General features: G+C 55.4%; 17 protein-coding genes and 1 riboswitch. Of the genes, 6 read left to right on the forward strand and 11 right to left on the reverse strand.

Features of this window, described 5'->3' with window-relative positions; all coding sequences use genetic code 11:
• Nucleotides 1–67: 67 nt before the first annotated feature.
• Nucleotides 68–249, reverse strand: a riboswitch (cobalamin riboswitch).
• 112 nt (nt 250–361) lie between these two features.
• On the forward strand, nt 362–1,465 hold the full coding sequence (gene trmA, locus ACXIZX_RS18525) for a tRNA (uridine(54)-C5)-methyltransferase TrmA (protein WP_179453193.1): 1,104 nt from the start codon (nt 362–364) through the stop codon (nt 1,463–1,465).
• 101 nt (nt 1,466–1,566) lie between these two features.
• On the opposite strand, the gene ACXIZX_RS18530 is transcribed toward trmA, so the two are convergent.
• Together ACXIZX_RS18530 and fabR are read right to left on the reverse strand one after the other, a co-directional pair.
• A complete protein-coding gene (locus ACXIZX_RS18530; protein WP_008109647.1) occupies nt 1,567–1,920 on the reverse strand; it encodes a YijD family membrane protein in 354 nt (117 codons plus the stop codon).
• 18 nt (nt 1,921–1,938) lie between these two features.
• Nucleotides 1,939–2,583, reverse strand: coding sequence for an HTH-type transcriptional repressor FabR (gene fabR / locus ACXIZX_RS18535; protein WP_008109648.1), 645 nt, complete (start codon nt 2,581–2,583; stop codon nt 1,939–1,941).
• Nucleotides 2,584–2,777: 194 nt separating this feature from the next.
• Between fabR and sthA the strand changes: the two genes are divergently transcribed.
• Entirely contained in the window at nt 2,778–4,178 is a 1,401-nt protein-coding gene (gene sthA / locus ACXIZX_RS18540) for a Si-specific NAD(P)(+) transhydrogenase (RefSeq protein ID WP_008109650.1), read from the forward strand.
• Here the strand turns inward: sthA and oxyR are convergent.
• The 5 genes from oxyR to argC form a co-directional block, all read right to left on the reverse strand.
• Entirely contained in the window at nt 4,161–5,078 is a 918-nt protein-coding gene (oxyR, locus tag ACXIZX_RS18545; protein ID WP_008109652.1) for a DNA-binding transcriptional regulator OxyR, read from the reverse strand. The genes sthA and oxyR overlap by 18 nt on opposite strands.
• 287 nt (nt 5,079–5,365) lie before the next feature.
• Nucleotides 5,366–6,739 (reverse strand): argininosuccinate lyase, encoded by a 1,374-nt coding sequence (gene argH, locus ACXIZX_RS18550; protein WP_179453192.1) that lies wholly within the window; start codon nt 6,737–6,739, stop codon nt 5,366–5,368.
• A 75-nt stretch (nt 6,740–6,814) separates the two neighbouring features.
• A complete protein-coding gene (locus tag ACXIZX_RS18555) occupies nt 6,815–8,032 on the reverse strand; it encodes an argininosuccinate synthase (protein WP_179453191.1) in 1,218 nt (405 codons plus the stop codon).
• A 14-nt stretch (nt 8,033–8,046) separates the two neighbouring features.
• Nucleotides 8,047–8,820 carry an acetylglutamate kinase gene (gene argB, locus ACXIZX_RS18560; protein ID WP_007885411.1) on the reverse strand — a complete coding sequence of 258 codons (774 nt, stop codon included), beginning with the start codon at nt 8,818–8,820 and terminating at the stop codon, nt 8,047–8,049.
• 15 nt (nt 8,821–8,835) lie between these two features.
• On the reverse strand, nt 8,836–9,840 hold the full coding sequence (argC, locus tag ACXIZX_RS18565; protein WP_110868176.1) for an N-acetyl-gamma-glutamyl-phosphate reductase: 1,005 nt from the start codon (nt 9,838–9,840) through the stop codon (nt 8,836–8,838).
• A 167-nt stretch (nt 9,841–10,007) separates the two neighbouring features.
• Here argC and argE point away from each other — a divergent pair, with 167 nt between their 5' ends.
• Entirely contained in the window at nt 10,008–11,156 is a 1,149-nt protein-coding gene (gene argE / locus ACXIZX_RS18570) for an acetylornithine deacetylase (protein WP_007885409.1), read from the forward strand.
• A 257-nt stretch (nt 11,157–11,413) separates the two neighbouring features.
• On the forward strand, nt 11,414–14,065 hold the full coding sequence (gene ppc, locus ACXIZX_RS18575) for a phosphoenolpyruvate carboxylase (protein ID WP_008109660.1): 2,652 nt from the start codon (nt 11,414–11,416) through the stop codon (nt 14,063–14,065).
• A gap of 85 nt (nt 14,066–14,150) precedes the next feature.
• On the opposite strand, the gene metF is transcribed toward ppc, so the two are convergent.
• The 3 genes from metF to metB all read right to left on the reverse strand — a co-directional run bounded on the left by metF (nt 14,151) and on the right by metB (nt 18,861).
• On the reverse strand, nt 14,151–15,047 hold the full coding sequence (gene metF, locus ACXIZX_RS18580; RefSeq protein ID WP_061720285.1) for a methylenetetrahydrofolate reductase: 897 nt from the start codon (nt 15,045–15,047) through the stop codon (nt 14,151–14,153).
• A 218-nt stretch (nt 15,048–15,265) separates the two neighbouring features.
• Complete coding sequence (locus ACXIZX_RS18585; protein ID WP_008109663.1) at nt 15,266–17,698, reverse strand: bifunctional aspartate kinase/homoserine dehydrogenase II; 2,433 nt, start codon at nt 17,696–17,698, stop codon at nt 15,266–15,268.
• 2 nt (nt 17,699–17,700) lie between these two features.
• Complete coding sequence (gene metB, locus ACXIZX_RS18590) at nt 17,701–18,861, reverse strand: cystathionine gamma-synthase (RefSeq protein WP_008109665.1); 1,161 nt, start codon at nt 18,859–18,861, stop codon at nt 17,701–17,703.
• Between metB and ACXIZX_RS18595 the strand changes: the two genes are divergently transcribed.
• Together ACXIZX_RS18595 and metJ are read left to right on the forward strand one after the other, a co-directional pair.
• Nucleotides 18,860–19,090: a hypothetical protein gene (locus tag ACXIZX_RS18595; protein ID WP_284155532.1), complete on the forward strand. Its 231-nt coding sequence runs from the start codon at nt 18,860–18,862 to the stop codon at nt 19,088–19,090. The genes metB and ACXIZX_RS18595 overlap by 2 nt on opposite strands.
• Before the next feature lie 45 nt (nt 19,091–19,135).
• Entirely contained in the window at nt 19,136–19,453 is a 318-nt protein-coding gene (gene metJ, locus ACXIZX_RS18600) for a met regulon transcriptional regulator MetJ (protein ID WP_007885403.1), read from the forward strand.
• Nucleotides 19,454–19,530: 77 nt separating this feature from the next.
• On the opposite strand, the gene rpmE is transcribed toward metJ, so the two are convergent.
• Nucleotides 19,531–19,746, reverse strand: coding sequence for a 50S ribosomal protein L31 (gene rpmE / locus ACXIZX_RS18605; protein ID WP_007885402.1), 216 nt, complete (start codon nt 19,744–19,746; stop codon nt 19,531–19,533).
• Nucleotides 19,747–19,913 lie beyond the last annotated feature (167 nt).

Consider the following 19,913-nt stretch of genomic DNA (forward strand, 5'->3'; position numbering starts at 1 on the left):
GTTATAGCATCCAAAAGACGAAGCAGGATGCCGCACGACTACAACCAATAGCTCGCGATGGTCGTATGTATTGCGACGTCACACCGGCAGGTCTTCGGGCTGAGAATCATAAATGGTGAAAAACTTCCCATCCGGCTGGACAGTGTTTGTAAGTGCCATCACCACGACATTCTTTACCGCTGCGCGTCAGCTCCAGATTCACACTGGATTCCCTTTTAACTCAAGGAGGCCGGCAGGCGCAGTCTACGGCCAGGAAGGCCGGAAATCCAGACTTCCAGCCATCTTGTTTTCCGCAAGGCTGGACATCAGCAGTTGAATGCCTACAATCGCCCGGCAAGCCAGCTTATTACCAGGATTAAAGATGACACCCGAACAGCTCCCGATTGAACAATACGACGCGCAACTGGCGGAAAAAGTCAGCCGCTTACAGGCGATGATGGTGCCCTTTGCTGCGCCCGACGTGGAGGTGTTCCGTTCGCCGGTCAGCCACTATCGGATGCGTGCCGAATTCCGCATCTGGCACGACGGAGACGATCTCTACCACATCATCTTTGATCAACAGACCAAGCAACGAATCCGCGTCGATCAATTCCCGGCGGCCAGTGAATTGATCAACCAGCTGATGCCAAAACTGATCGCGGCGATCCGCGACAACCGCGCGCTGCGTTTTAAGCTGTTCCAGATCGATTACCTGTCGACGATGAGCAACCAGATCGTCATCTCGCTGCTCTATCACCGTAAGCTGGAAGAGGAGTGGACCGCCGCCGCCAGCGCCCTGCGCGAAAGCCTGCGTGCCGAAGGCTTTGACGTGCAGCTGATTGGTCGCGCCACCAAAACCAAAATCTGCCTCGATCGCGATTACGTTGATGAGCGCCTGCCGGTCGCCGGAAAAGAGATGATTTATCGTCAGGTGGAGAACAGCTTCACCCAGCCAAACGCGGCGATGAATATTCAGATGCTGGAGTGGGCGCTGGACGTGACGCAGGATTCGCGTGGCGATCTGCTGGAACTCTATTGCGGTAACGGCAACTTCTCGCTGGCGCTGGCGCGTAACTTCCGCCGCGTGCTGGCCACCGAGATTGCCAAGCCGTCGGTCGCGTCAGCGCAATACAACATTGCCGCCAACCAGATTGATAACGTGCAGATTATTCGTATGGCCGCTGAAGAGTTTACCCAGGCGATGACGGGTGTGCGCAGCTTCAATCGTTTAGAAGGCATCGACCTGAAGAGCTATCAGTGCGAAACCATTTTTGTCGATCCGCCGCGCAGCGGGCTGGATGAGGAAACCGTGAAGATGGTGCAGGCGTATTCGCGCATCCTTTATATCTCCTGCAACCCGCAAACGCTGTGCGACAACCTTGCGGTGCTGGGAGAAACGCATGATGTCACGCGTCTGGCGCTGTTCGATCAGTTCCCGTATACCCATCATATGGAATGCGGCGTGCTGCTGACGCGCAAGGCCTGATGAATCGGTCGCCATGAATGGCGACCCTACGATACATTTCGTGCGACAGGTGCAGGTTTTGTAGGGTGCGCATTCATGCGCACCGAACAGCAGTCGAAGTCTTAGTTACGGTTTTTACGGCGGAAACGCATACCAATCCAGAACACCAGCGCCACCATCAGAATGGTCGGGATGAAGTTGGAGCCGATATCCGGATATTCAGCCCGCACCAGCGCGCTATAAACCAAAATACCCAGCAGGAAGAACGCCGCCGCCAGTGAAGGCATACCGTCTGGCATATTGCGGTTGAGATAACGCTGATGCAGACACCAGGCCGCGAGGCCAAGCGCGATCAGCGGGAATATAGAAAAGGGAACAAACGTGCTGAACAGCACCGAAAAGGAGCCGTTGATCGCTAAACCGGTGATAAAAGCCAATAAAAGCGTTCCTTTATCGCGTGGGTTTTGCTCAATCATTTCATTATCCTTATCACATTACTCTTCGGGTTTTTCCAGGGTAACTGCCAGGCGCTCTTGCTCCCGGCGATACCAGTAATAAGCGCCTTTGGCGATCATACGCAGCTGCAGCACTAATCGATCCTCCAGCTTGCGGCGCTGCTCAATATCAACGTCCAGCGCTTCGGCACCCGCGCTAAACACAATCGTTACCATTGCTTCAGCCTGCGCCTCGGTAAAGCTGCGCGGCATGCGATTTTCCAGCTCAAGGTAATCGGCCAGTTCGGCGATGAAGTGCTGAATCTCACGGGCAACGGCGGCACGAAATGCTGCCGAGGTTCCGGAGCGCTCGCGTAGTAAGAGCCGAAAAGCGTTGGGATTGTTCCCGATGAACTCCATAAAAGTTGCCACCGAGGTTTTGATGATGCTGCCGCCCTTGGCAATACGCTGGCGCGCCTGACGCATTAACTGGCGCAGCATCAAGCCGCTTTCATCCACCATGGTCAAGCCCAGCTCGTCGACATCGCGGAAGTGACGATAAAATGAGGTCGGCGCAATCCCCGCTTCGCGTGCAACTTCGCGCAAACTCAGGCTGGCAAAACTCCTTTCTGCACTTAACTGACTGAAGGCAGCTTCAATCAGTGAACGTCGTGTACGTTCTTTTTGTAGCGCTCTGACGCCCATTTTCCCGGCCTTTTAGGTGATTTGGCAGGCACTATAACAAACTTTTCAGCGTACAGCGGTGCAAACTTTGTGAACGCCTGTGAACCTCACGCTTTGTCAAACTTCAGCAATTTACGCTGTTAGAATTCAGATGTGCGCGGCGAGATGTTAGAATCTCGTTGTAAAAATGTGATAAAAAAATAGGACGTACTGGTATGCAAAAGTCTTACGATTACGATGCCATTGTGATTGGCTCCGGTCCGGGCGGCGAAGGTGCGGCGATGGGGCTGGTGAAGCAGGGAGCGCGTATTGCAGTGATCGAACGCTACCACAACATCGGCGGCGGTTGTACTCACTGGGGAACCATCCCTTCCAAAGCCTTGCGTCACGCTGTCAGCCGTATCATCGAGTTCAATCAAAACCCACTTTACAGCGATCACACTCGACTCCTGCGCTCCTCATTCGCCGACATTCTCAACCACACCGAGAACGTGATCAGTCAGCAAACCGCAATGCGTCAGGGGTTCTACGAGCGCAACCGCTGTGAACTTTATCAGGGCGATGCCCGATTTGTTGATGCCAACACCATCGAAGTGGAACAACCCGACGGCACCCGCGAGCGCTTAACCGCCGAGAAATTCGTTATTGCCTGCGGTTCTCGTCCGTATCATCCAGCGGATGTCGATTTTACCCATCCACGCGTTTACGATTCCGACTCCATCCTCAACCTGCACCATGAACCTGGCCACGTGATCATTTACGGCGCCGGCGTGATTGGCTGTGAATATGCCTCGATTTTTCGCGGCCTGAACGTCAAGGTTGACCTGATTAACACCCGCGACCGCCTGCTGGCGTTCCTCGATCAGGAGATGTCAGATTCCCTCTCCTATCACTTCTGGAACAGCGGCGTGGTGATTCGTCACAACGAAGAGTTCGAGAAGATTGAAGGCGTCGATGACGGGGTGATTATTCACCTTAAATCGGGCAAAAAAGTGAAAGCCGATTGCCTGTTGTACGCAAACGGTCGAACCGGTAACACCGATTCGCTGGCGCTGGAGAACGTGGGACTGGAAGCGGATGGCCGTGGCCTGCTGAAAGTGAACAGCATGTACCAAACCGCGCTGCCGCATATTTACGCGGTCGGTGACGTGATTGGTTATCCAAGCCTGGCTTCTGCAGCCTACGATCAGGGCCGCATCGCCGCGCAGGCAATCATCAAAGGTGAAGCCACCGCGCATCTGATCGAGGATATTCCAACCGGGATTTACACCATTCCGGAGATCAGCTCAGTAGGTAAAACCGAACAGCAACTGACAGCGATGAAAGTGCCGTATGAAGTGGGTCGTGCGCAGTTCAAACATCTGGCGCGTGCGCAGATTGTTGGTATGCACGTCGGCAGCCTGAAAATTCTGTTCCACCGCGAAACCAAAGAGATTTTAGGGATTCACTGCTTTGGCGAGCGTGCTGCGGAGATCATTCACATCGGCCAGGCCATCATGGAACAGAAGAACGGCGGCAACACGATTGAGTACTTCGTGAATACCACCTTCAACTATCCCACCATGGCCGAAGCCTATCGTGTGGCAGCGTTAAACGGCTTAAACCGCCTGTTTTAACGAAGTATCCAGATAACCCTTCATGTGGGTTTTGATTGCTTCTGCCAACTGCTCATAGCGGCTGCGCAGAGGCGATCCTGGACGATAGACCAACGCAATGGTGCGCTGTGGAACAGGCTTGTAGCACGGCAAATAGCAGACGCCATCACGTTCGCGCTCATTCGGCACGGACAGCGCAGGCAGCAAGGTAATGCCGCTACCGGCGGCAACCATGTTACGCAGCGTTTCTAAACTGGTAGCGCGGAAATGCGTGTCTTCATCGGCACCGGCTTCGAAGCAGAAGCCCATCGCCTGATCGCGCAGGCAGTGCCCATCTTCCAGCATCAGCAATTTCTCACCGGCCAGATCCGACATCGGCACACGATCGCGATCGCGCCACGGATGATCGGCATACACCGCCAGCGTCATTGGCTCATCAAACAGCGGCACCTCAATAAAGGCTTCACTCTCTTTCACCAACGCCACGATGGCGCAGTCCAGCTTGCCGCTGTCGAGCTGTGCCAGCAGTTGCTGCGTCTGCGCTTCATGCAGGTACATTTCGAGTTTGGGGAAGGTTTTATGCAGCATCGGAATGATGTGCGGCAGCAGATACGGCCCGGTGGTTGGAATCAAACCAATGTGCAGCGGTCCAGACATCGCTTCGCCTTGTTGGCTCGCCATCTCCTTCAGCACTTTCACTTCGCGCAGCACGGTTCGCGCTTGATCCACCAGCAACAGTCCAGCCTGAGTAAACAACACCTTACGGCTGGTACGCTCCAGCAGCATCACACCAAGTTCATCTTCCAGCTTACGAATCTGTCCACTTAAGGTGGGTTGGCTGACATGACATGCGTCAGCTGCACGCCGGAAATGGCGATGCTCCGCAAGTGAAACCAGGTATTCGAGATCACGAATATTCATTGAAATCCTCCAAACCACGATAGCCCGTGGCGATAGATAGAATAGCAATGAACGATTGGCCCTATCAAGGCGTGAGCGGGAATAATGCGCGCATCAAATGATCTGGAGCAGAACCTGCAAACTGCTTAAAACAAATCACTGTGCTGGCCGGGAGTGGCCTGCCCTTGATGATGTGCCTATAACAAAATGTAATTCCGAAGCTAGAGGTTGGCGGGCTACCGAAGAGGTGCCCGCTTTTTTTTGCGTTGGATTTATTGGTCGCCATGAATGGCGACTCTACGAAGAGATTAACCTAAACGCTTCTGCGCTTCGCCGATGGCGAAGGCGACCTGCTGAGGCGACACGCCACCCTGCGCATTACGCTTATCGAGACAGGATTGCAGCGACAGAATCGGATACACGTCATCCTCAATCACCGCGCTGAACTGCTGCAACTGCGCCAAAGTCAGCGCTTCCAGCGCCACGCCTTGCTTGATCGCTTCCACCACGGTTTCACCGACAATGTGGTGCGCTTCGCGGAACGGAACGCCTTTTGCCACCAGATAATCGGCCAGCTCGGTAGAGTTGGCGTAGCCCTGCTCAGCGGCTTCCTGGCAACGCGGACGTTTTACCTGAATGCCATCCAGCACCAGCACCGACATATGCAGGCAGTCGAGCCAGGTATCAAGCGCATCGAACAGCCCTTCTTTGTCTTCCTGCATATCTTTGTTGTACGCCAGCGGCAGACCTTTCAGCGTCATCATCATGCCGGTCAATGCGCCCTGCACACGGCCACATTTGCCACGGATCAGTTCCAGCGCATCCGGGTTTTTCTTCTGCGGCATCAGCGAAGAGCCGGAAGTGACTTTATCAGAGAGCTCAAGGAAGCCCGCTTCACCGGTGTTGAAGAAGATCAGGTCTTCGGCAAAGCGTGACAGATGCACCATACCAATCGAGGCGTCGGACAGCAGCTCCAGCACGTGATCGCGATCGGAAACGGTATCGAGGCTGTTACGCGTGGCAGAAGCAAAACCTAACCAGCCGGCCAGCTGCTGACGATCGATCTCGTAAGCGGTACCGGCCAGCGCGCCGCAACCCAGCGGACTGACATCCATACGCTTCAGTGCATCCTGCAAACGGCTCTCGTCACGCGCCAGCATTTCAACGTACGCCAGGCACCAATGCGCGAAAGTCACCGGCTGCGCACGCTGCAGGTGCGTATAACCTGGCATCACCGCGTCCTGATTGGCTTCTGCCGTGGCGACCAGCGCTGATTGCAGTTCGCGCGTCGCCTCCAGCAGCACGGCAACCTGCTCTTTGCACCACAGTTTCAGATCGGTCGCGACCTGATCGTTACGGCTACGGCCAGTGTGCAATTTCTTGCCCAGCGCGCCGACTTTATCGATCAGCTTGCCTTCCACCCAGCTGTGAATATCTTCCGCATCGCTTTGCAGAATCTGCTCAGGATTGGCGCGTACCTCGGCCAGCAGTTCATTCAACGCGCTTTCCAGCTGTTGCTGCTCTTCATTGGTCAGCACGTTGACCGTTACCAGCGCTTTTGACCAGGCAATTGAGCCGGTAATGTCCTGCTCGGCCAGGCGATAGTCAAAACGCAGTGAGTCGTTGAACTGTTTGAACCGTTGGTCTGCTGCCTGCGAAAAACGTCCGCCCCAAAGTGCCATCTGAATTACTCCTGAATCCGTTATAGAAAAGGCGGCCCGAAGCCGCCCTTGCAAATTATGTCGATTGCCGCGGTATTACTTCTTCTGCTCGTTCAGCGCGCGAATGCGTGAAGAGAGTGAGAACAAGCGGATAAAGCCGCCCGCGTGACGGTGATCGTAAACTTCGTCTTCGCCAAAGGTAGCGAACTCTTCTGAATACAGGCTGTTAGCAGAGGTTTTCTGAATCGCCGTAGCCTGGCCTTTGTACAGCTGTAGCACCACTTCGCCGTTCACCTCTTCTGCCAGAGATTCAGCAGCGGCCTGGATGGATTTACGCAGCGGCGCGAACCAGCGGCCATCGTAAACCACGTAAGACATTTCATGGCCCAGCTGCTCACGCCATTTGAAGCTATCGCGATCCAGCACCAGCTGTTCAACCGCACGCAGCGCATTCACCATGATGGTGCCGCCCGGGGTTTCGTAGCAGCCGCGAGACTTGATGCCTACCAGACGGTTTTCCACGATATCGATACGACCCACGCCGTGTTTCGCACCCAGCACGTTGAGTTTTTCCAGGCACTGGAACGGGCTCAGCTTCTCGCCGTTCACTGCGACAACGCGACCTTTCTCGACGGTAACGGTGACGTTTTCTGGCTGATCTGGCGCTTCCAGCGGATCAACGGTCCATACCCAGCAATCTTTGTTCGGAGCATTGGCTGGGCTTTCCAGCACGCCACCTTCGGTAGAGATGTGCCATGCGTTCTCATCACGGCTGTAGATTTTTTCCAGCGACGCGGTGGTCGGGATATTGCGCTCTTTCAGGTAATCCAGCAGCGCCTCACGTGAACGCAGGTCCCATTCACGCCATGGCGCAACCACTTTCAGCTGTGGTGCCAGCGCGGTGTAGGTGGTTTCGAAGCGCACCTGATCGTTACCTTTACCGGTTGCGCCGTGGCACAGCGCATCTGCACCGACTTTCAGTGCCAGCTCAACCTGCGCTTTGGCGATAATCGGACGCGCCATCGAGGTACCCAGCAGGTAAGTACCTTCGTACAGTGCGCCAGTTTGCAGCACCGGATAAACGTATTCGCTGATGAACTCTTCACGCAGATCGGCCACGTGGCACTCAGACGCACCTGACTGCAGCGCTTTCTTCTCAACGCCTTCTAAATCTGCCGGATCCTGGCCAATGTTCGCCACGAACGCCACCACTTCACAGCCGCCGTAGTTCTCTTTCAACCATGGAATGATGGCTGAAGTATCCAGACCGCCTGAGTAGGCCAGAACGATTTTTTTGATGTTTTGCGTGCTCATGTCTTAATCCTTGATTATGCGAGAATCCGGGTGCCAATCGACACGCCGTTGAAAAGGGTTGGCAGTTGTTCAGCATGACGCCAGCTGGCGATATCGACCGGGCGACCGAGCGTGCGAGCGGCATCGAGCGCCGCGTTCACTTTCACGATCATGCCATCGGTGATGATGCCCTGCGCAATCAGCTGTTCCGCTTTCGCGGCGGTCATCTCTTCGATGCGCTGACCTTTGCCATCGAGAATGCCGCTAACGTCAGACAACAGCACTAAATCGGCACCAATGGTCGCCGCCAGCGCAGTGGCCGCCTGGTCAGCGTTGACGTTCATCAACTCGCCGCCGTCGGTGATGCCAATTGAGCTGATTACCGGCATGTAGCCCGCCGCCAGCAGCGTGTTCACCAGCGCCGGGTTGCCCGGCGTTGCGTTGCCAACGTGTCCCAGCTCTTCATCGAACTGCGCCACATTAACCAAACCGGCGTCGCCGAGGCACAAACCGACTGCGCCGATGCCATATTTCTTCGCCCACGCCAGCAGCGTTTTGTTGGCGGTACCGGCTAACGCACCGGTAATAATGTCAATCTGATCGGCTGGCGTCACGCGCAAACCGTTCTTCTTTTTCACCGGCAGCGCGAGCTTCTTCATCAGCTCGTCCACCACGCAACCACCGCCGTGCACAATGATCAGCGGACGCTGATGTTCATTGCGGTACGCCAGCAGGGCATCAAACAGACGGGCCAGCGCTTCTTCGCTATCCAGCAGCACGCCACCCAGTTTAATGATCAATGGATTCATTGCGTTATCCGTTCGTTAAATCAAAGACAGCGTTTCGGGGAAGCCGAAACGAATGTTCAAACACTGAACCGCCTGCGATGAGGCGCCTTTCAGCAGGTTATCTTCGGCAGCCACCACAATCAGGTGCTCGCCTTGCATGGCGAAGCCAATGTCGCAGAACGGCAAACCGACCACCGCTTTCAGCGCCGGTACGCCTTTGTCATAGACGCGCACCAGCGGTTTGTCGTGGTACGCATTATGGAAGGCATCCGCCACATCCTGCTGCGTCACGCCCGCTTTCAGGCGGCAGGTAGTGGTCGACAGAATACCGCGCGGGAAGCTGCCCAGATGTGGCGTGAAGATCACCGGCGTACCGAGATGTGCCACGATTTCCGGATGATGACGGTGATTAAACAGGCCGTACGGCTGCAAGCTCACTTCACAGAAGCTGGTGCCAACGTTGGCTTTGCGCCCTGCGCCGCTCACGCCGCTGGTGGCATTGATCACCGGCCACTGTGCATCGTTAAGCAAGCCCGCTGCGATCAGCGGTTTCAGCGAAAGCTGGGCTGCGGTTGGGTAGCAACCCGGCACCGCAACCAGCTCCGCATCTTTGATTTTGTCGTGCTGCCATTCGGCCAGGCCGTAAACCGCCTTATCCAGCCAATCCTGATGCTGATGGCTGAAACCGTAATATTGGGTATAGAAAGCGTCGTCGTTTACGCGGAATGCGCCGGAGAGATCGAACACCACGCAACCGGCTTTGAGGAATTCAGGTGCCAGATCGTGGCTGACTTCATGGGCGGTGGCGAGGAACACCACATCCACTTTGTCGGCCCATTCAGCGGCATCGCTCAGCGGCTGCAGCGGCAAATCGACAATGCCTTTGAGTTGCGGATGCAAATCCGATAATAACTTTCCAGCATCCGGGCTTTGCGCTGAAACCGCCAAAGCGGTTATGTTCATATGCGGATGGCGATTCAGGTAGGTGGCAAGCTCTACGCCAGCGTAACCACTGGCACCAACGATCAGCGTATTCAACATCAGGCTGTATACCTTATTACAGTCACGTATCGGGTCGCGGCCTTGCCCCGTTGCCCAGAATGCCGTTTGCAGAAGATTTGATGCTTCACATGCAAGCGACGTTATTGTATTTTTATTCACTATTAATGCATGAATATTGATACATCCTAACCCAAGGACCGTCAACAGTGAAGACAAAATTACCACCTTTTATCGAACTCTACCGCCAGTTGATTGCCACGCCATCAATCAGCGCAACCGATAGCGCACTGGATCAGAGTAATGAAACTTTAATCAATTTGCTGGCCGGCTGGTTCCGCGATATTGGCTTCAGTGTAGAAGTGCAGCCGGTGCCTGGCACGCGGCATAAATTCAACATGCTGGCGCGCAGCGGATTGGGCGCAGGCGGCCTGTTACTGGCCGGTCATACCGACACCGTTCCCTACGATGATGGCCGCTGGACGCGCGATCCCTTCACGCTGACCGAGCACGACAACAAGCTTTACGGCCTGGGCACCGCCGATATGAAAGGCTTCTTCGCCTTTATTCTGGATGCGCTGCGTGACGTTGACGTGACCAAACTCAGCAAGCCGCTCTACATCCTCGCCACCGCCGATGAAGAGACCACCATGGCGGGCGCGAAGTATTTCTCTGAATCAACGCAACTTCGTCCGGATTGCGCCATCATCGGCGAGCCAACCTCACTCAAGCCGGTGCGCGCGCATAAAGGTCATCTGTCGAATGTGATTCGTATTCAGGGACAATCGGGCCACTCCAGCGATCCGTCACGCGGCGTCAACGCCATTGAGCTGATGCATGAATCCATTACCCAACTGATGCAGCTGCGTAACACGCTGAAAGAGCGTTACAACCACGATGGGTTTGCCATTCCTTATCCAACCATGAACTTCGGCCATATACATGGTGGCGACGCCGCTAACCGCATTTGCGCCTGCTGTGAATTGCATATGGATATACGTCCGCTGCCGGGCTTAACCCTGAGCGATTTAGATGGTCTGCTGAATGACGCGCTGGCACCGGTTAGTGCGCGCTGGCCGGGACGTTTAACCGTGGGTGAACTGCATCCGCCGATTCCAGGCTACGAATGCCCGGCCGATCATGAGCTGGTGCAAGTAGTGGAGAAGCTGCTGGGCGTGCCAACCGAAGTGGTGAACTATTGCACTGAAGCGCCTTTTATCCAGCAATTGTGCCCAACGCTGGTTTTAGGCCCGGGATCTATCAATCAAGCCCACCAACCTGATGAGTTTATTGATACCGCATTTATCAAGCCGACTCATGCGCTTATCACTCAAGTCGTGCAGCATTTTTGTCATTGATGAACAACAGATGGGGCATTTCACTGTTAAATCAGCAAATTGCCCCGTCATTGTTCGGGATTTGATAATAAGAATAACTTATCTCGCTTCGCTGCAAGCAAATTCTTTGAATTTCCGCCATTTAGCAGCACATTTACGTAGATTTAAGGCAATTGACGTACAGGAAGATACGTGGCTAGATAAAAGACGATGTTATGCCCGTGGGTAAATAATTCCCGTGGGGATATTTAAAAAGATGATGAGGGTGTCAGGGTCCAATGAACGAACAATATTCCGCAATGCGAAGTAATGTCAGTATGCTCGGCAAACTGCTCGGGGATACGATTAAGGATGCACTAGGAGAGAACATCCTCGACCAGGTGGAGACCATCCGTAAACTCTCTAAGTCATCCCGTGCGGGAAATGACACCCATCGTCAGGAACTGCTGACCACGCTGCAAAATCTGTCGAATGACGAGCTGCTGCCGGTGGCGCGTGCGTTTAGCCAGTTCCTTAATCTCACCAACGTCGCTGAACAGTATCAAACCATTTCCCGTAGCGGTGATGGCGCGAACCATCCTGAACTGCTGAAAAAGACTTTCGAGCGTCTGAAACAGCAAGGCGATATCAGCGAAGCGGCAATCCGTCAGTCGATTGAAGAGCTGTCGCTGGAGCTGGTGCTGACTGCGCACCCCACCGAAATTACCCGCCGCACGCTGATCCATATGCTGGGCGAAGTGAACAGCTGTTTGCAGCAACTCGATCACAGCGACATTTCCGATTACGAGCGCACGCAGGTGATGCGCCGTCTGCGCCAGTTGGTGGCACAAGCGTGGCACACCGACGAAATCCGCAAATACCGTCCAACGCCAATCGATGAAGCCAAATGGGGCTTTGCCGTGGTGGAAAACAGTCTGTGGCAAGGCGTGCCGGCCTTCCTGCGTGAGCTGAACGAGCAAGTTGAAGAGACCTTTGGCATTAAGCTGCCGGTCGATTTCGTGCCGATTAAATTTACCTCGTGGATGGGCGGCGACCGTGACGGCAACCCGAACGTCACCGCACCGATTACCCGCCACGCGATGCAGCTGAGCCGCTGGAAAGCCGCGGACCTGTTCCTGCGCGATATCGGCGTGCTGGTTTCTGAGCTGTCGATGTCCGAATGTAGCGACGAAGTGCGCGAGCTGTGCGGCGATCCGGAAGCGCTCGAGCCGTACCGTATGGTGCTGAAGCGCATTCGTAGCCAGCTGATGACCACGCAGGCCTATCTTGGCCGCCGTCTGAAAGGCGAGCGCCTGCCGCGTCCAGCCGATCTGCTGGTCTCCAACGATCAGCTATGGGAACCGCTGTTCGCTATCTACCAATCTCTGCAACAGTGCGGCATGGGCATCATCGCCAACGGCCAACTGCTGGACACGCTGCGCCGCGTGAAGTGTTTCGGCGTGCCGCTGGTACGTATCGATATCCGTCAGGAGAGCACCCGCCATACCCAGGCGATTGCCGAAGTGACGCGTTATCTCGGCCTCGGTGATTACGAAAGCTGGTCAGAAGCCGATAAACAAGCTTTCCTGATTCGCGAACTGAATTCTAAGCGTCCGCTGTTGCCGCATCAGTGGGAACCGGGCGATGAGACGCGTGAAGTGCTGGATACCTGCAAAGTGGTGGCCGAAGCGCCGCAGGGTTCAATTGCTTCCTACGTGATCTCCATGGCGAAAACGCCATCGGACGTGCTGGCCGTGCATCTGCTGCTGAAAGAAGCCGGCATTCCTTACGCCATGCCGGTTGCGCCACTGTTCGAAACCCTTGATGACCTGAACAACGCCAACGATGTGATGACGCAGTTGCTGAACATCGACTGGTATCGCGGCTTTATCAACGGCAAACAGATGGTGATGATTGGCTATTCCGACTCGGCGAAAGATGCCGGCGTGATGGCCGCCAGCTGGGCGCAATATCAGGCGCAGGACGCGCTGATCAAAACCTGTGAAAGCGCGGGCATCACGCTGACGCTGTTCCACGGACGCGGCGGCTCAATCGGTCGTGGCGGCGCGCCAGCCCATGCTGCGCTGTTGTCACAACCGCCGGGCAGCCTGAAAGGTGGCCTGCGCGTCACCGAACAGGGCGAGATGATTCGCTTCAAATACGGTTTGCCAGAAGTCACCATCGCCAGCCTGTCGCTGTATACCGGTGCGATTCTGGAAGCCAACCTGCTGCCACCGCCGGAACCAAAACGCGAATGGCAGGAGATCATGAACGGTCTGTCGGCGCACTCCTGTGCGATGTATCGCGGTTATGTGCGTGAAAACCCGGACTTCGTGCCCTATTTCCGTTCAGCAACGCCAGAGCAGGAACTGGGCAAATTGCCGCTGGGTTCACGTCCGGCTAAACGTCGCCCAACCGGCGGTGTGGAATCGCTGCGTGCTATTCCATGGATCTTCGCCTGGACGCAGAACCGCCTGATGCTGCCAGCCTGGCTGGGCGCGGGTGCCGCGTTGCAGAAAGCGATGGATGAAGGTCATCAGGATGAGCTGGAGAACATGTGCCGCGAGTGGCCGTTCTTCGCCACACGTCTGGGCATGCTGGAGATGGTATTCTCGAAAGCCGATCTGTGGCTGGCGGAATATTACGATCAGCGTCTGGTGGATAAATCACTGTGGCCGCTCGGCAAGCAGCTGCGCGATCAGCTGGATGCGGATATCAAAGCGGTGCTGACCATCGCTAACGATGCGCATTTGATGGCTGACCAACCGTGGATTGCTGAATCTATCGCGCTGCGTAACGTCTATACCGATCCGCTGAACGTGTTGCAGGCTGAACTGCTGCATCGTTCACGTGCGCAAGAAGAGCGCGGTGATGAGCCTGATGCGCGCGTTGAGCAAGCGCTGATGGTGACGATCGCGGGTGTTGCGGCGGGTATGCGTAATACCGGTTAATCGAGTGAAATGATGTGAAAAAGGAGCCAACCGGCTCCTTTTTTATTGGATTTTGTAGGGTCGCCATTCACGGCGACCGCCAATCTTATCCACCAATCGCCGGACGCACGCCCAGCGTGTGGCAAATCGCGTAACTCAACTCTGCGCGGTTCAGCGTATAGAAATGGAAATCCTTCACCCCTTCCCGCGACAGGATTTTCACCATGTCCATGGCAACGCTGGCACCCACCATTTTGCGCGTTTCCGGATCGTTATCCAGACCTTCAAACATCGCACTCATCCAGCCAGGCACACGCACATTGGTCATGGTGGCGAAGCGTTGTAGCTGTTTAAAGTTAGATACCGGCAAAATACCCGGCACGATTTCCACATCGATACCGGTTGCGACACAGCGATCGCGGAAGCGCAGATAGCTTTCCACATCGAAGAAGAACTGGGTGATGGCGCGATTGGCACCGGCATCAATTTTACGTTTCAGGTTGATCAAATCAGCCTGCGCGCTTTTCGCTTCGGGATGCACTTCCGGATAAGCCGCCACCGAGATATCGAAATCGCCGACGTCTTTCAGCAATTCAACTAAATCCGAACCGTACATTTCCGGCTTGCCGCTGCCCGGCGGCAAATCACCGCGCAGTGCCACGATATGACGAATGCCGCTATCCCAGTAATCACGTGCGATAGCGCGCAGCTCATCACGCGTGGCATCGATACAGGTCAGATGCGGTGCCGCTTCCAGACCGGTACGATCTTTAATGCCTTTAATGATGCTGTGCGTACGGTCGCGCTCGCCCGAGTTGGCACCGTAGGTGACGGAGACGAATTTCGGTTTCAGGCTGCTCAGTCGATCGATTGAGCTCCATAGGGTTTCTTCCATTTCACTGGTACGTGGCGGGAAAAATTCGAAAGAGACATTAATTTGCCCGTTCAGCTCAGCCAGGCTTTGGTTCAACGCTTCGCGTTGATTGGCGTGAAAGAAACTCATCCTAATTACCTCGTCATCACATATCGATTATTTTGCGGCCTTCGAACATCCATACGTTTAGACGTCCAGATGCACAAAATGAACGATTCGCGCGCCAGCGTCAACAGAAAATTAATGTACGGGCGTGACAAATCTTCAATCAAGGTGAAAGCGTTTCATGATGCGGGGGAGAAGGTGAAGAGTGCAGACGGACGATGCCGTCTGCAGAGTGAGGCAGATTACAGCAGCTGTGCGAGGCGGTTGATATCGGATTGCAGCGCGCCCGCTGTGACATCACGGCCCGCGCCCGGTCCACGAATCACCAGCGGATTATCGCGATACCAGCGGCTTTCGATGGCAAACACGTTATCGCACGGCAGCAACGCGGCCAGCGGATGCTCGGGACGTACCGCTTCCACGCCGACGCGCGCTTTGCCATTGGCATCGAAACGCGCCACGTAACGCAGCACTAAGCCCATCTCTTGCGCCGCTTCCAGACGCTGCAGCATCTGGTCATTCAGCTCGTCGGCGTTTTCGAAGAAGTGATCAATCGATTCACCGTCGCAAATCGCCGGCACCAGCGATTCAACACGCACCTGATCCGGCTCGATATCGTAGCCCGCTTCACGCGCCAGAATCACCAGCTTGCGCATTACGTCCTGCCCGGATAGATCAACGCGCGGGTCTGGTTCGGTCAGGCCTTGCTGCCACGCCTGATCGACCAGCTCGCTAAACGGCACCGTGCCATCAAATTGCAGGAACAGCCAGGAGAGCGTGCCGGAGAAAATGCCGCTGATCGCCAGAATGCTATCGCCGCTTTCGCGCAGATCGCGCACCGTGTGGTTGACCGGCAAACCGGCTCCGACGGTGGCGTTATACAGCCAGTGACGACCGGTTTTGGCGAAAGCATCACGCACCTGACGCCAGCTCTGTCCGCTCGACGCACCGGCAACCTTGTTGGCGCTGATAACGTGGAAGCCGTGGCTGGCGAAATCGTGATACTGCTGCGCCAATTGCTCGCTGGCGGTGACGTCAAGCACCACTAAATCATCGAACGGGTGCGCACGCATCCACAGGAACAGCGACTCTTCATCACGCTCGACCGCTTCATCATCAAAAAACGCCAACGCGCGGCTTGCTTCCAGACCATCGTAGCTCAGCAAACTGCGGCTGCTGTCTGCGACGCCCGCCAGCACATACTCAAATCCCGTACGCGCCGACAATGTTTCCTGCTCGCGGGCAAACAGCTCCAGCCAGCGTGAACCGATGTTGCCTTTGCCGAATAGCATCAAACCGATGCGTTTTTCTGCGCGGAACAGCGACTGATGCAGTCCCTGAATCAGGTGCTGAGTCGGGCCGACGCGCAGTACCGCCACGATGCTGATGTGATCTTCGGATTGCCAGACAAACTCCACCGGCTGATCTTTGATCTGTTGCCAGAAGCGGTGGCTGTGCAGCGGATTACGCGTCACGCCTGCGCCCACCAGCGCCACCAGCGCTAAGCCGTCGCGCAGCTGCAGATGGCCCGGCAGTGCGGCATCCTGCAACAGGTTGAAGGCGCTATTCACCACTTCCGAGGTGTAACACAGCTGCAGCAGGCGACGATCGGGATGTACACCAATCGCCAGCGGACGCAGCTGCGCGCGCTTCAGTAGCAGATCGATCTCTTTCTGCTGCGTTTTGAAATCGTGATTGTCGGGGATTTGAATCTCCACCAGACACACATCATCGTGGCTGGTGACGATTCGCGCGCCGGTGCCGGATGCCAGCACGCGCTCAATACGCGTCGAGCCTTGCTCCGGTTGATAGCTGCAACGCAGTTGCAAATCGATATCGCTATTAGAAACCGGCTGCAAGGTGCGGGTGTGCAGTACCGGCGCAGCCAGACGCGCCAGCTCGCTGGCTTCATCGAGACGCAGCAGCGGCAGCAGACACGCATCAGAAACTTTACGCGGATCGGCGCTGTAAACGCCCGCCACATCGCTCCAGATGGTCACGCGACCAACGCCTGCCAGCGCACCAATTTGTGTTGCCGAGTAGTCCGAGCCGTTACGACCGAGCAGCACGGTTTCACCCGCTTCGCTGCGGCTGATAAATCCGGTCACCACCAAACGCTTATGTGGATGCTGTGTTAACAGCTCCTGCAACAGCGGCCAGGATTTACCTTCATCAACCTGCGGCTGCGCGGCACGTTCGGCACGCAGGAAATCACGCGCATCCAGCCAGGCGGCTTCGATCTCGCGCTGGCTCAGCACGGCAGCCATCAAGCGCGCTGACCAGATTTCACCGTGCCCCACCACTTCCGCATACACCGCATCGGTGATGGTGCCATCGAGCAGCGCCGCCAGTCTTTCCAGATCGCGTATAAAGGAAGACGTCAGGGTTTCGGCATATTCAGCAGGCAGTAGCGCAGCAATTAACTCGCTGTGAAAACGCCGTAAAGCCTGTTGCACCTGATGGGCAGATAAGCGATCGCTTTGGCTCAATTTCAGCCAGCTGATCAACTGGTTAGTGGTGCTGCCTGCGGCAGAGACCACCATTAAGTCGCCTGGCTGGCTGTAATCCGCCATGATGCTGGCCACGCGCTGATAGCAACGTGCGTCGGCCAGGCTACTGCCACCAAATTTATGCAACTGCTTGATCGGCGTTCCCGCGCCCACTGAACTCGTCATGATTACTCCTCGGCTGCGATCCGGAATGCATTATCCAGATCGGCGATTAAATCTTCGTGATCTTCAATCCCAACAGAAATACGCAGCAGTGTTTCCGAAATTCCCGCTGCCGCGCGCGCTTCTGCAGACATGCCGGCATGCGTCATGGTTGCGGTATGCGAAATCAAACTCTCTACGCCACCAAGCGATTCGGCTAGCGTGAACAGCTGCAGCGCTTTCAGGAAGCGGCGCAGGCGAGCCTCATCGGCATCGATTTCGAAACTCAGCATGGCACCAAAGCCACGCTGCTGACGTACCGCAAACTCATGACCGGCATTTTCCGGCAGAGACGGATGATACAGTTTTTTCACCAGCGGTTGTTGCTTCAGGTAATCAACAATCGCCAATGCATTGCGTTGTGCTGCCGCAATGCGCGGTGACAGCGTGCGCAAACCGCGCAGCAGCAGGTAGCTATCAAACGCTGCGCCGGTTACACCAATATTATTCGCCCACCACGCCAGATCGGTGGCCATCGCCGGATCTTTCGAAATCACCGCACCCGCTACCACATCAGAGTGACCATTCAGGTATTTGGTGCAGGAGTGAACAACCAGATCGGCACCCAGCGCCAGCGGGTTTTGCAACGCCGGGCTGAGGAAGGTGTTGTCCACCACGCTAATGGCGCCCGCTTCACGCGCGGCAGCACAAATGCTGGCGATATCGACCACACGCAGCAGTGGATTGCTTGGGCTTTCAACCAGTACCAGCTTTGGCTTCTCGGCCAGAGCAGCGGCCAGCGCCGCTTTGTCGCCCTGATCGACAAACTTAACGCGATACGCACCGCGCTTGCTCAGGCTATCGAACAGACGATAGCTACCGCCATAACAATCGTGCGGCGCAACCAGCAGATCGCCCGGCTTCAGGAACACGGTTGTCACCAGATGAATCGCCGACATGCCGGTATTGGTTAATACCGCGCCTGCGCCACCTTCCAGCTCTGCCAGCGCGCGCTGCACCACATCGCGCGTTGGGTTACCACGACGTGAATAGTCATGCGCACGCGGCTCATTGAAGTCGAGGAAGTTATAGGTGCTGGAGAGATGAATCGGTGGGACAACGCAGCCATATTGCTCGTCATCATTCAAACCGCTACGTACTGCGATGGTTGCCTGTTTACGCGTCATGGTGCTTACTGTTCCTGAAGAAAAAGAAGAGCAACAGAATAACATTCCGCACATAGACGTCAATACATCTGGACATCTAAATGTCTTTGCGTATAGATTGAGCAAATCATCAATAACCGCTAAAATTGTCCGTCATCGCCTGGTGTTCAGCGCGCTTTCCTTTGCAGAAGCGGTGCTCAAGCATAAAACCTGCGGTTTAAGGGGTCAGGCATCGAAAAATCGGGCATAATCAACGGATTTCCCCATATTCAACTTTTATTGATTAAGGTAACCCATGGCTGAATGGAACGGCGAATATATCAGCCCTTACGCTGAACATGGCAAGAAGAGCGAGCAGGTTAAGAAAATCACAGTTTCTATCCCGCTGAAAGTGCTGAAGATTTTAACGGATGAGCGCACCCGCCGTCAGGTGAATAACCTGCGTCACGCCACCAACAGCGAACTGCTGTGTGAAGCCTTTTTGCATGCTTTCACCGGGCAGCCTCTGCCGAACGATGTCGATTTGCGTAAAGAACGCAGCGATGAGATTCCGGAAGAAGCGAAACAGATTATGCGTGAAATGGGCATCGATCCCGATAGCTGGGAATACTGAAGCCAGAAATAAAAAAACCCAGCCGAGGCTGGGTTTTTTCTTGCTGCCGAATCGCGAAGATTCGACGGCCAAAAATCTTATTTCTTGCTTGCTGGCACGCTGAAACGCTTGTTGAAGCGATCTACACGGCCACCGGTGTCAGCAATACGCTGCTTACCAGTGTAGAACGGGTGGCATTTGCCGCACACGTCCAGGTTCAGACCAGAAGCCATGGTTGAACGGGTGTTGATCACGTTACCGCAAGAGCAAGTCATGGTTACTGCTTCGTACTTAGGGTGAATACCTTGTTTCATGGGAGAACCTCATAAAAGGCCGTGTCGCTCTCCGTGCCAGGCTCAGCCTGCACAGCACCACACGCGGTTGAACATTAAGTGTATGCTCCGACAAGCGATCTCATCGAAGGCGGCATAGTATACAGAAATTAACCGGTTTTAGCAAATAGCCGCTTCCTAATTAGGCG

It is taken from the genome of Candidatus Pantoea symbiotica (assembly GCF_056491525.1).

Excerpts from the sequence above, each read along its gene's own strand:
- rpmE (WP_007885402.1), bottom strand. The coding sequence starts at position 19,746 with ATGAAACAAGGTATTCACCCTAAGTACGAAGCAGTAACCATGACTTGC.
- sthA (WP_008109650.1), top strand. The coding sequence starts at position 2,778 with ATGCAAAAGTCTTACGATTACGATGCCATTGTGATTGGCTCCGGTCCG.
- trmA (WP_179453193.1), top strand. The coding sequence starts at position 362 with ATGACACCCGAACAGCTCCCGATTGAACAATACGACGCGCAACTGGCG.
- ACXIZX_RS18595 (WP_284155532.1), top strand. The coding sequence starts at position 18,860 with ATGGTGCTTACTGTTCCTGAAGAAAAAGAAGAGCAACAGAATAACATT.
- argH (WP_179453192.1), bottom strand. The coding sequence starts at position 6,739 with ATGGCACTTTGGGGCGGACGTTTTTCGCAGGCAGCAGACCAACGGTTC.
- ACXIZX_RS18585 (WP_008109663.1), bottom strand. The coding sequence starts at position 17,698 with ATGACGAGTTCAGTGGGCGCGGGAACGCCGATCAAGCAGTTGCATAAA.
- ppc (WP_008109660.1), top strand. The coding sequence starts at position 11,414 with ATGAACGAACAATATTCCGCAATGCGAAGTAATGTCAGTATGCTCGGC.
- argB (WP_007885411.1), bottom strand. The coding sequence starts at position 8,820 with ATGAATCCATTGATCATTAAACTGGGTGGCGTGCTGCTGGATAGCGAA.
- ACXIZX_RS18530 (WP_008109647.1), bottom strand. The coding sequence starts at position 1,920 with ATGATTGAGCAAAACCCACGCGATAAAGGAACGCTTTTATTGGCTTTT.
- metF (WP_061720285.1), bottom strand. The coding sequence starts at position 15,047 with ATGAGTTTCTTTCACGCCAATCAACGCGAAGCGTTGAACCAAAGCCTG.
- ACXIZX_RS18555 (WP_179453191.1), bottom strand. The coding sequence starts at position 8,032 with ATGAGCACGCAAAACATCAAAAAAATCGTTCTGGCCTACTCAGGCGGT.
- metJ (WP_007885403.1), top strand. The coding sequence starts at position 19,136 with ATGGCTGAATGGAACGGCGAATATATCAGCCCTTACGCTGAACATGGC.
- fabR (WP_008109648.1), bottom strand. The coding sequence starts at position 2,583 with ATGGGCGTCAGAGCGCTACAAAAAGAACGTACACGACGTTCACTGATT.
- argC (WP_110868176.1), bottom strand. The coding sequence starts at position 9,840 with ATGTTGAATACGCTGATCGTTGGTGCCAGTGGTTACGCTGGCGTAGAG.
- metB (WP_008109665.1), bottom strand. The coding sequence starts at position 18,861 with ATGACGCGTAAACAGGCAACCATCGCAGTACGTAGCGGTTTGAATGAT.
- oxyR (WP_008109652.1), bottom strand. The coding sequence starts at position 5,078 with ATGAATATTCGTGATCTCGAATACCTGGTTTCACTTGCGGAGCATCGC.